Here is a 9,807-nt window from a genome sequence, read left to right as displayed (position 1 = left end):
CGCCTTGCCGGAGCATCAAAAAGCCCCTGCCGGATATCCGGCAGGGGCTTTTTGATGCTCCGGCAAGGCGGCGCAATAATGGCTACCGGCCGAATACTTGCTTGAGGATTTCGGAGGTGCGGGCGGCTGGGTTTTTACGGATTTTTCCTTCCTCATTTGCCAAGAGGATGAACAAGCCATCCACCGCTTTTTGAGTGGTGTAGGCCGACAGGTCCGTTTGCACAGGCGTCATGAGCGGAATGCGGTTGTATTGGCTGGTCATTTTCTTATAGGCATTGCCGGCGCCTACCTGGTCGATGGCGGCGCTGATATCCGGCTTGAAAGCCGCGATGAGCTGGGCCTCGGTGGACTTGCGCAGAAACTGCGTAGCGGCGTCCGTAGAGCTGCTGGTAACCAGCGACAGCGCATCCGAAATACTGATATTGGTAAGGGCGTTGAGGAAAATATCCTTGGCCTTGGGCGCGGCCGCCTCGGCCGCGCGGTTGAGCTGGGTTTCGAAGGATTCCACCAGCGTATTCATGCCCGGAAAGCGGCTCAGCGTCGTTTTCATTAGAATGGCATCCTCCGGGAAAGGAATGCGAATCTCGTCGTTCAAATTAAACCCATCGGGCTCGGAGGCAAACTGAACCGCCTTGATAATCCCCTTATTTAAGGCGTCTTTGATGCCCGCGCTGGCTACGGATTCGGTGAGTGGCGCAGCAGCAGGTGCGGGCGTAGCAACGACAGCACTGGCGGCGGCAGTTTTGGCAGCGGCTGCTTTTGCCGCGGCGGTTTTGGCGGCAGCGGCTTTCGCAGCAGCAGCTTTTTTAGCGGCCGCTTTCTTCGCTGCTGCTTTCTTCGCGGCGGCAGATTTAGCAGCTGCTGCTTTTTTGGCGGTGGTGGTTTGAGCGTGGGCAGCCGGGGCCGCCAGGGCCAAGAGGCCGGCTACCAGCAGGACGCTGGCAATGCGAGTAAACATGAAAAAACAGGCGCGGCGGGAAAACCAGAAAGCCCCTATGGCTGTCGTTGGACCGCCGCGTATGCAAATTGAAGACAATTTTGCGGCCAAACCTATTCTTAGCTCCTCCATATGACTTCCCCAGTGCCTGTCAACGACCATCTGCCCGTTCAAAGTACGCCCGCCGCCCCGCCCGATGTTGAGATTATGACCATCGGCGATGAGCTGCTGTACGGGCAAGTAATTGACACCAACTCGGCTTTTATGGGCCAGGAACTGGGAAAGCTGGGATTGCGCGTGCGCCAGATTTCTTCGGTTTCGGACCGGGCCGATGAAATTGTGGCTGCCCTCGACCAAGCCCGGCAGCGCGCCCAGGTCGTGCTCATTACCGGCGGCCTGGGCCCCACCAAAGACGACCTGACCAAACACGTACTGGCGCGCTACTTTGGCGCCGAGCTGGTGATGCACGAGCCCACGCTGCGCCACGTAGAGGAAATATTCCAACGCTTCCAGCGCCCCATGCTCGACGTGAACCGCCAACAGGCCCTGGTTCCCAGCAACTGCGAGGTGCTGCACAACGCGGTGGGCACCGCGCCCGGTATGTGGTTTAACGAGCAGGGGACGGTGTTTGTGAGCATGCCCGGCGTTCCGTTTGAAATGAAGCGGCTGATGACTGACCACGTTCTGCCCCGCCTGCAAGCGCAGTTTCACCTGGCCCCCATCGAGCACGTGGTGGTGATGACGGCCGGATTGGGCGAATCGTTTCTGGCGGCCAAAATTGCCGATTGGGAAGAAGCGTTGCCGGCTAATATAAAGCTGGCGTACCTGCCCAGCTTCGGGGCCGTGCGCCTGCGCCTCACCGGTACCGCCGACGGCCTGCCCGACTTGCGGGCCCGCATGCTGGCCCTGCTGCCGGCCCTGCGCGAGCGCATCGGAGAATACATTTTTGCCGAAGAAGAAACCCCGCTCGAAGCGGCCATTGGCCAGCTGTTGCTAGCGCGAAATCTCACCATCGGCACCGCCGAGAGCTGCACGGGCGGCCTCGTGGCCCACCGCCTCACCAGCGTGCCGGGCAGTTCGGCCTACTTTCGCGGCAGCATCGTGGCATATCACAACGACATCAAACAAAGCGAGTTGGGCGTGCAACGCGACACGCTGGCCCAATACGGCGCCGTGAGCGAAGCCACCGTACGCGAAATGGCCGAGGGCGCCCGCCGCCGCCTCGGCGTCGATGTGGCCGTAGCCACCAGCGGCATTGCCGGCCCCGGCGGCGCCACCGACACCAAGAAAGTAGGAACCGTATGCCTCGCCTACGCCGATGCCACTCAAACCATCAGCAAGGAGTACGTGCTAGACCGCGGCCGCGGGCTGAACGTGGAATATGCCGCCCAGTCGCTGCTCACCATGTTGCGGCAGCAATTGGCGGCAATGGAAATTTGAGGCCATACGTCGTGGCTTGGCCGCAAGCCGTGACAACTCGCTCTCAACTTGACGCTGCGTAAAGTCAACAAAAAAGCCCCGCACTTCGCAGTGTCGGGGCTTTTTGAATTTGTAAAATAAAGCGCTGCGAATGATGCACATTACTTCGCACCACTCGTGAGGAGAGTGAACCTACGCCGCTTCGGGCGCGTCGCTGGTTACTTCACGCATGATGTCGTGGCCCAATTTGTCGCGCTTGGTGGTGAGGTAGGCCTCGTTGTGCGGGTTCGAATCAATTTCAATGGGCAACGTGTCCACGATGGTGAGGCCGTAGCCCACCAAGCCGGTGCGCTTGCGGGGGTTGTTGGTAAGCAGGCGCATTTCGGTGATGCCGAGGTCGCGCAGGATTTGGGCACCCACGCCGTAGTCACGCTCATCGCTCTTAAAGCCGAGGTCTTCGTTGGCTTGTACGGTGTCGCGGCCCTGCTCCTGCAGCTTATAGGCCTTTAGCTTGTTGATGAGGCCAATGCCGCGGCCTTCCTGGTTCATGTAAACGATTACGCCGCGGCCTTCTTTCTCAATCTGGCGCATGGCCTGGTGGAGCTGGGGACCGCAGTCGCAACGGCAGGAACCGAAAATATCGCCGGTCACGCAGGAGCTGTGCACCCGCACCAACACCGGCTCTGAACCGCTGATATCGCCTTTTACCAGGGCCAAATGCAGGATACCATTGCTGCGCTGGGTGTATGCGTACAAGTCAAAATCACCCCATTCGGTCGGCATCTTCACCGAAATATCCCGGTGAATGAGGCTTTCCTTGGAAAGGCGGTATTTAATGAGGTCCTGCACCGAAATCAGCTTGAGGTCCCATTTCTTGGCGACGATTTCCAGGTCTGGCAGCCGGGCCATTTCGCCGTCTTCTTTGAGGATTTCGACCAGAACGCCGGCCGGCTCAAAGCCAGCCAGTCGGGCCAAGTCAACTGCGGCTTCGGTGTGGCCGGCGCGGCGCAACACGCCTTCCTTGCGGGCCTTGAGGGGGAAAATATGGCCCGGCTTACCCAATTCTTCGGGCTTGGTGGCGGGGTCGATGAGCGCCAGAATGGTCTTGCTGCGGTCGGAAGCCGAGATGCCGGTGGTCACGCCATTCTTGAGTAGGTCAACTGAAACCGTGAAGGGCGTGGCGTGCAAGGCAGTATTGTGGCCAACCATCAGGTCGAGGCCAAGTTCTTCGCAGCGCTGCTCGGGCAGCGAAGCACAAACCAAACCACGGCCGTGGGTGGCCATGAAATTGATGATTTCCGGGGTGGCGCATTGGGCGGCGCAGATAAAGTCGCCTTCGTTTTCTCGGTCTTCGTCGTCAACGACGATTACAACCTTGCCAGCGCGGATATCGGCAATGGCGGATTCGATGGTATCAAGCATGGATGGGGTATTTCGGGCCATAACAACGGGAGCCGCCGCAAAGTTAGCCCACCTCCGGGTGCCAAATGCGCCGGGCCGCTACCGCCCCTGCTGGAAGCGCTGCGTGGGCTGCCAAATAGTGGTTTTGACGCCGCGCAAATATCGGACATAGCCGAGCAAAAGTGCGGCGTTCATGCTGTAAAAATGGGTTACGAAGCGGAGCAAGCGCGAATTCCAGCCCACCCAGCGCAAGCCGCCATCCACAAGCAGCAGCAAGGGCAAAGCCAGTTGACCTGCCAGCGCCAGCTGAAAAAACCACCCGGCTCCGCTCACAACCAAACCGGCCGTAGCCAGCAGCAGTAACAACAGCAACAGCGGCGTGTACCAGCGCAGCACCTTGTGCGACCACAGTGCAAACGCCCCGCCCCGCCACGGTGGCCAGAGCACGGCCCGGAACGCCTTCAGATTTTGAAAGTTGCCGGCCGAGATGCGCGCTTTGCGCCGAAATTCCTCCGGCAAACGGTCCGAAACGTCTTCGTAGCACACCGCCTCCAGCTCGTTAATGGCTTGGTAGCCGTCGCGCAGCACGGCCAGCGTGATGTAAAAATCATCGACCAAAAAAGCCGCGGGCGCCGGGTGGTAGCATGCCCGTCGCACGGCAAAGCAGCCACCAAAAGCGCCCATCATGCTTCCCCACAACACACCTTCCTGGTACTTGATTAGGTTTTCGCGCTCCAGATAGGCCTTCTCCTGGCCCGAGATGCCGTCGGCGCGGTGGTCGGGGTTAAGAATATTGCCGCCCACCAGGCCGATGGCTGAGTGTTGGAAATGCTTGATTAGATGATAAATCGTGTCGGGCGCAAAAAACACATTAGCATCGGTGAGCACCAGGATAGGCGCCGTGGCTTGCCGGGCCAGATTCTCCATAACACCGGGCTTGCCCGTGCGTTCGGTGTAGGTCTCTACGCGCAATTGAGGGTATTCTGTGGCCAGTTTTGCTAAAAATGCGTTGGTTTGGTCCGAGGAATTATCGGAACCCACCAACAGCCGCAACCGGTCGAGCGGGTATGTGGTAGCAAACGTGGAGCGGACTTTCTCCGCTATCACGGCCTCTTCGTTGTGGGCTGCCAACAGAATATCCACGGCAGGCAGGCCGGCGGCCGCGGGCGCGAATACGTTTTGGTTTTGGTGGCGGCCGCGGGCCAGCACTTGCAGCAGCAACGGATACAGCACGTATGTGTGCGCCACCAGCAGCAAACAAGCCCAAAACACCACCAAGAGCACCGCTACCATCATCAGGCTTCGACGGGCCGCAGCCGCTCATATAATGCCACGAAGCGCTGCGTGACGCGGCGGTTATCGTACAGGTCGGTGGCGATGCGGGCAGCCGCGGCGCCTATGTCCGCCGTGCTCACCTCGCCGCGGCCCCAGGCCCGGAGCGCATCTATCCACGCGGCGGCCGAATCGCGCAGCAGAATGGCCTCTCCATCGCGCACGGCAATGCCTTCGGCTCCGAGCGACGTGCTTAGCACAGCTTTGCCCAACGTCATGCCTTCGATGATTTTGATGCGCATGCCGCCGCCGCTAAGCAGGGGGACCAGCATCAGGTCGTATTGCTGCATGAAGCCGGGGGCCGATTTCACGAAGCCGTGCACCACCACATTATCGGTGCGCGGCGCTAGTAGGCTGGCGGGCGTGCCGCTGCCCGCCACGTGCAACTCCACATCCGGCATTTCGGCGTGAATGGTGGGCCATACCTCGCGCAGCAGCCATTCGAGGCCTTCCAGGTTGGGCAGCCAGTTCAACGAGCCAATCATGAACAGCGTGCGCGGCTTGGGGCGGATGCTGGGGTCGGGCCGAAAACGGTCCATTTCCACCCCAGCCGGAATAAATACCACGGGCTCCGGACAGCCCAATGCGCGCAGGCGCTCGGCATCGGCGGCGGTGATGGCCGCCACGGCGTCGAACTGCGGCAAGTGGCGGCGCTCAAATTTTTCCAATCGGGCGGCCATGGTGCGCAAGAGCACGCGCTTCACAAAGTTGCCCTCGCGGCCAGCCAGCGCTTTCCAAATGGTGAATTCCAGGTTATGGGCCCGCAGTACCAAAGGCGGCACCACCAGCTCGGCGCTGTGCTGCCGGCCCAGAAACTCGGCATACCAGGCCACAAAAGTGCCTTCCATCTGCACCACGTCCACGGCTTCGGTACGGAGCAATTCGAGTAGCTTCTCCCCCACGGCGGGGCTGATAAACCGCTCGGCAATGTACGGCTGGCGACTAAAGAGCAGGTTTTTTAGGGCCCGGCGGGGCGAAATGTCTGTATCCACTTCCACGGTTACCAGTCGGAAGTTGGGGCCTAGGTGGTCGAGGGCATTGGCGGGCTGGTGATGCTTGGGCGTGTTGATGGCCAGCATCGTGACTTGGTGGCCGGCCTGCACCAGCCCGGCCGCTACATCGTGCATGGCAATGGCGCCCCCGGTAGTCAGCGGAAACGGAACGCGGGGTATGAGTTGCAGGATGTGCATATTTTTTAGTCAGCAATTCCCCCAAAATCGCAATTTCCGTTGACCGTAAGCAAGGGGTTGCAACTTGATGAGGAGCTTAATCCTGGGGTTTATTTAATCTCCAAGTGTCGAAACGCTACTTCGAAGCGCTGAATTTGTTCCTCGCTGCCCAACACCAGCAGCACGTCGCCCGGAGTGGGCACGTAGTCCATCGGCGGACTTACCAACAGCGAACCACTGGCCGTGCGCATGCCTATCACGGTGGCCCCGGTGAGGGAGCGCACGTCCAGCTGCCGGATGCTGGCGCCCCGTAGGTCCTTGCGCAGTTGCTCAAACGTCATTTCTTCGAGGCGGAGCTTGTCGGCGCTCAAGCCCGAAATCAGGTCCAGGAACCGGATGACTTCGGGGCGCACCACCAGCTTGGCCATGTGCGAGCCCCCGATTTCATCGGGCATCACCACCGAGTTAGCCCCTGCAAAAAGCAGCTTGCTTTCGGAGGTTTTCAGCGAAGCCCGGGCAATGATTTTCAGGCGCGGATTGAGGGCGCGGGCCGAAAGCGCCACAAACACGTTGTCGGCATCCTTGGGCAGCGAGGTGATAAGGGCCGAGGCCCGCTCCACGCCGGCTTGCTTGAGCACGTTGTCGGAGGTAGCGTCGCCGAAAACGGTGAAGATTTTGCCGCCCGCCAGTCCTTCGCCGTCGTAGTCTTCGCCGGTGTGGCCATCGGTGATGCTCTTCATCAGTTCCTCGCTCGATTCGATGACCACCACGCGGGCCCCGCTGGCGCGCAACTCCTGGTAAGCCCGGCGGCCATTGCGCCCGAAACCGCAGACGATGACGTGCCCGCTAAAGCGCTTAATTTCCTGGTCGGTCCGGAACATTCGATAGATTTTTTGCAGCTGCCCGTCAAAGATAAACGCGGAAAGGACCGACACGAGGTAGGCCACTACCACCAGGTTGTAGATGATAAAGACCGAAACAAATAGTCGCCCCGCCGCCGAAAACGGATGAATTTCACCAAAGCCTACCGTGGCTATGGTGGTCACCGTCATGTAAAACGCATCGATGAGACCGTAATTCTCAATGAAGGTGAATCCCAACATGCCGAACATCAGGCTCGACCCCGAGAGGATGCCGGCCAGAATCAGGCGGTTGATGTTGATGCGTTTTATCATGTAATTTGATAGGGAAGCTGCAAGAACGTCATGCTCAGTGCCAACGAACCGAAGGTGGCTGTGGCAAGCATCTCATTTATCGCAATTGAACCCCTCAGGTGCCCCGCGCCACCACCGTGCCCAGCATGGCGGCCAGTTCATTGTCCAGCTCCTTGAGGCGCTTGATATCGCCCAGAATTTCGAACATTTCGGCGTCCGGCAGCGGGTGTCGCAGGCGTTCGAGGCAAATATCCAGCTCGCGCTGCACGTGCACCTTATTGAGGCGGAGCACGGCGTTGTCGCAGGCCTGCTTGGGCAGGTCCACTTCGTTGAGGACGTATATTTCCTTGATGCGCCAGTTCGGACTGATTTCGTAGCGTTCAGTGGCCAGGTCCGTGATGAGGCTGCGAATTTCGGCGCGCTCGTTCTGGGCCAGCAGGCGGGCGTCTGGGAAACGGTTGGCTAGCAGCTCCTGCCGGCAAATCTCCCACATTTCGGCGTAGAGCGACACCGTGAGGGGGTTCTCGCCGAGTTGGCCCATCAGATAAGCCGCCACGCTGATTTCGGGGTCAACCTCGCGGCCCGCGTACAGCACCAGCAGCCGCAGCACCTCCCGCTCGCAGAGCTTAAGCACGTCGGGCGTGTCTTCATCGTCCGCCGCAGCAGGCTTGGCGGGCTGGAAGGAAACTCCTGCGCCCAGCACTTCCACGGTGGCCTCGTGGCCGCCGTACATGAGCATTTCGGCTTCTTCTTCGTCCGACATCGGGCGGGCGGGCGGCCGGGCAGTGCCGCTGGGCGGATAGCCCGTGTTGGCGCTGCCCGCGCCGTTTCCGTAGTTGCCCGCGTTGCCGCTGGCTTGCTTGGCGGCCGGAGCCTTCACCAGCTTGTTGTATTCGGTGATGAGCACTTGCTCATCAATGCCGAACGTGGCCGACGTTTGTTGCAAAAATACCTGCCGCTTGATGGCATCGGGCACTTTGGCAATGCTGTTGAGCACGTCGCGAATAGCTTCGGCCTTCTTCACCGGGTCGTTGCTGGCCTCGCGGGCCACCAGTGTGGTTTTGAAGGTGATGAAGTCCTGGCTGCTTTTTTCGATGTACTGGGCAAAGCGCTGGTCGCCCACTTTCCGGATGTAGCTGTCCGGGTCGTCGCCGTCGGGAAACAGCACCACGCGCACGTTCAGGCCGCTTTCGAGCAGCAAATCGGTGCCGCGCAACGAAGCCTTGATTCCGGCCGCGTCGCCATCATACAGCACCGTCACATTATCCGAATACCGCTTGATGAGCCGAATCTGGCCCTCGGTGAGCGAGGTGCCCGACGAGGCCACCACGTTTTTGATGCCGCCTTGGTATAGAGACAATACATCGAGGTAGCCTTCCACGAGGTAGCAGACTTCCTCCGTTCGTATCGCCTGGCGGGCCTGAAACAGGCCATAAAGTACATCGGACTTGTGGTAAATATCCGATTCGGGCGAGTTGAGGTACTTCGCCATCTTATCATCCCGCTTCAGGGTGCGCGCCCCGAAGCCCACCACCCGGCCGCTGATGTTGTGAATCGGGAACATGACGCGGCCTCGGAACCGGTCGTAGCGCCGGCCGGTATCGTGGCCTTGGTCGTCGGTTTTAGTGACGATGAGGCCGGACTTCTCCAGATATTTTTTGTCGTAGCCAGCCTTTTCGGCCGTTTTCATTAGGTCGTCCCAGCTATCGAGGGAGTAGCCCAGCTCGAACTGCTGGATGGTGGCCAAGTTTAGGCCTCGCTCCTTGAGGTAGCCGTAACCGATGCTCATCCCCTCTTCGGAGTTCAGCAACAGGCGATGGTAGTGGTTTTTGGCGAAGTCGGATACGATGAACTGGGAATCCCGCTCGTTTTGCTCAAGTTGCTGCTGGGGCGTTTTTTCCTCCTCTTCAATGGTAATGGCGTACTTCTTGGCCAGGTATTTCAGGGCCTCCACGTAGCTAGTACCCTCCACGTCCATCACAAATTGCACCACGCCGCCGGCCTTGCCGCAGCCGAAGCACTTGTACAGCGACTTGGCCGGATTTACGGAGAAGGAAGGGGATTTTTCGTTGTGGAACGGGCACGGCGCCCACATATTCTGGCCCTTGCGCTTGAGCTGCACAAAGTCGCCGACGACTTCCACGATGTCGGCAGTCTGGATAATATGGTCTACTAGTTCTTTGGGGATGCGGGCCATGGGCGGCAGGGTAACGGCTTTTTATCGTGAGCGTTTTGGCAAAAAGGCCGTCATGCTGAGCGCAGTCGAAGCATCTCTACCGCGATACGCACTGACGGATTCAACGAAGCGGTAGAGATGCTTCGACTGCGCTCAGCATGACGGCCTAATTAAGAGACTGGCGCTAACGCCAACAAATTTCGCCCTACTTTCTCCTAC

7 protein-coding genes are annotated in these 9,807 nt (G+C 59.6%); 1 reads left to right on the top strand and 6 read right to left on the bottom strand.

Features of this window, described 5'->3' with window-relative positions; translation table 11 throughout:
* Nucleotides 1-82 precede the first annotated feature (82 nt).
* Nucleotides 83-958, bottom strand: a complete 876-nt coding sequence (locus I2I05_RS19645; protein ID WP_196283964.1) for a DUF4197 domain-containing protein — start codon at nucleotides 956-958, stop codon at nucleotides 83-85.
* Nucleotides 959-1,069: 111 nt separating this feature from the next.
* Between I2I05_RS19645 and I2I05_RS19640 the strand changes: the two genes are divergently transcribed.
* On the top strand, nucleotides 1,070-2,377 hold the full coding sequence (locus I2I05_RS19640) for a competence/damage-inducible protein A (RefSeq protein WP_196283963.1): 1,308 nt from the start codon (nucleotides 1,070-1,072) through the stop codon (nucleotides 2,375-2,377).
* A gap of 171 nt (nucleotides 2,378-2,548) precedes the next feature.
* Here the strand turns inward: I2I05_RS19640 and I2I05_RS19635 are convergent, their stop codons facing one another.
* From I2I05_RS19635 to dnaG, 5 genes are all read right to left on the bottom strand, one after another.
* Complete coding sequence (locus I2I05_RS19635; RefSeq protein WP_196283962.1) at nucleotides 2,549-3,778, bottom strand: bifunctional 3,4-dihydroxy-2-butanone-4-phosphate synthase/GTP cyclohydrolase II; 1,230 nt, start codon at nucleotides 3,776-3,778, stop codon at nucleotides 2,549-2,551.
* Between the two features lie 78 nt (nucleotides 3,779-3,856).
* Complete coding sequence (locus I2I05_RS19630; protein WP_196283961.1) at nucleotides 3,857-5,053, bottom strand: glycosyltransferase; 1,197 nt, start codon at nucleotides 5,051-5,053, stop codon at nucleotides 3,857-3,859.
* Nucleotides 5,053-6,279, bottom strand: coding sequence for a glycosyltransferase family 4 protein (locus I2I05_RS19625; protein ID WP_196283960.1), 1,227 nt, complete (start codon nucleotides 6,277-6,279; stop codon nucleotides 5,053-5,055). Before I2I05_RS19625 ends, I2I05_RS19630 begins: the two co-directional genes overlap by 1 nt.
* 89 nt (nucleotides 6,280-6,368) lie before the next feature.
* Complete coding sequence (locus I2I05_RS19620) at nucleotides 6,369-7,433, bottom strand: potassium channel family protein (RefSeq protein ID WP_230688438.1); 1,065 nt, start codon at nucleotides 7,431-7,433, stop codon at nucleotides 6,369-6,371.
* A 94-nt stretch (nucleotides 7,434-7,527) separates the two neighbouring features.
* Entirely contained in the window at nucleotides 7,528-9,609 is a 2,082-nt protein-coding gene (dnaG, locus tag I2I05_RS19615) for a DNA primase (protein ID WP_196283959.1), read from the bottom strand.
* Nucleotides 9,610-9,807 lie beyond the last annotated feature (198 nt).

It is taken from the genome of Hymenobacter jeongseonensis (assembly GCF_015694725.1).
Taxonomy (GTDB): domain Bacteria; phylum Bacteroidota; class Bacteroidia; order Cytophagales; family Hymenobacteraceae; genus Hymenobacter; species Hymenobacter jeongseonensis.
The sequence above is the reverse complement of the archived record's forward strand: the minus strand, read 5'-3'. Positions and strand labels throughout refer to the sequence as shown.

Bases quoted from the DNA above. Each gene is read 5' to 3' on its own strand.
- I2I05_RS19645 (WP_196283964.1), bottom strand. From the start codon at position 958: ATGTTTACTCGCATTGCCAGCGTCCTGCTGGTAGCCGGCCTCTTGGCC.
- I2I05_RS19640 (WP_196283963.1), top strand. From the start codon at position 1,070: ATGACTTCCCCAGTGCCTGTCAACGACCATCTGCCCGTTCAAAGTACG.
- I2I05_RS19635 (WP_196283962.1), bottom strand. From the start codon at position 3,778: ATGCTTGATACCATCGAATCCGCCATTGCCGATATCCGCGCTGGCAAG.
- I2I05_RS19630 (WP_196283961.1), bottom strand. From the start codon at position 5,053: ATGATGGTAGCGGTGCTCTTGGTGGTGTTTTGGGCTTGTTTGCTGCTG.
- I2I05_RS19625 (WP_196283960.1), bottom strand. From the start codon at position 6,279: ATGCACATCCTGCAACTCATACCCCGCGTTCCGTTTCCGCTGACTACC.
- I2I05_RS19620 (WP_230688438.1), bottom strand. From the start codon at position 7,433: ATGATAAAACGCATCAACATCAACCGCCTGATTCTGGCCGGCATCCTC.
- dnaG (WP_196283959.1), bottom strand. From the start codon at position 9,609: ATGGCCCGCATCCCCAAAGAACTAGTAGACCATATTATCCAGACTGCC.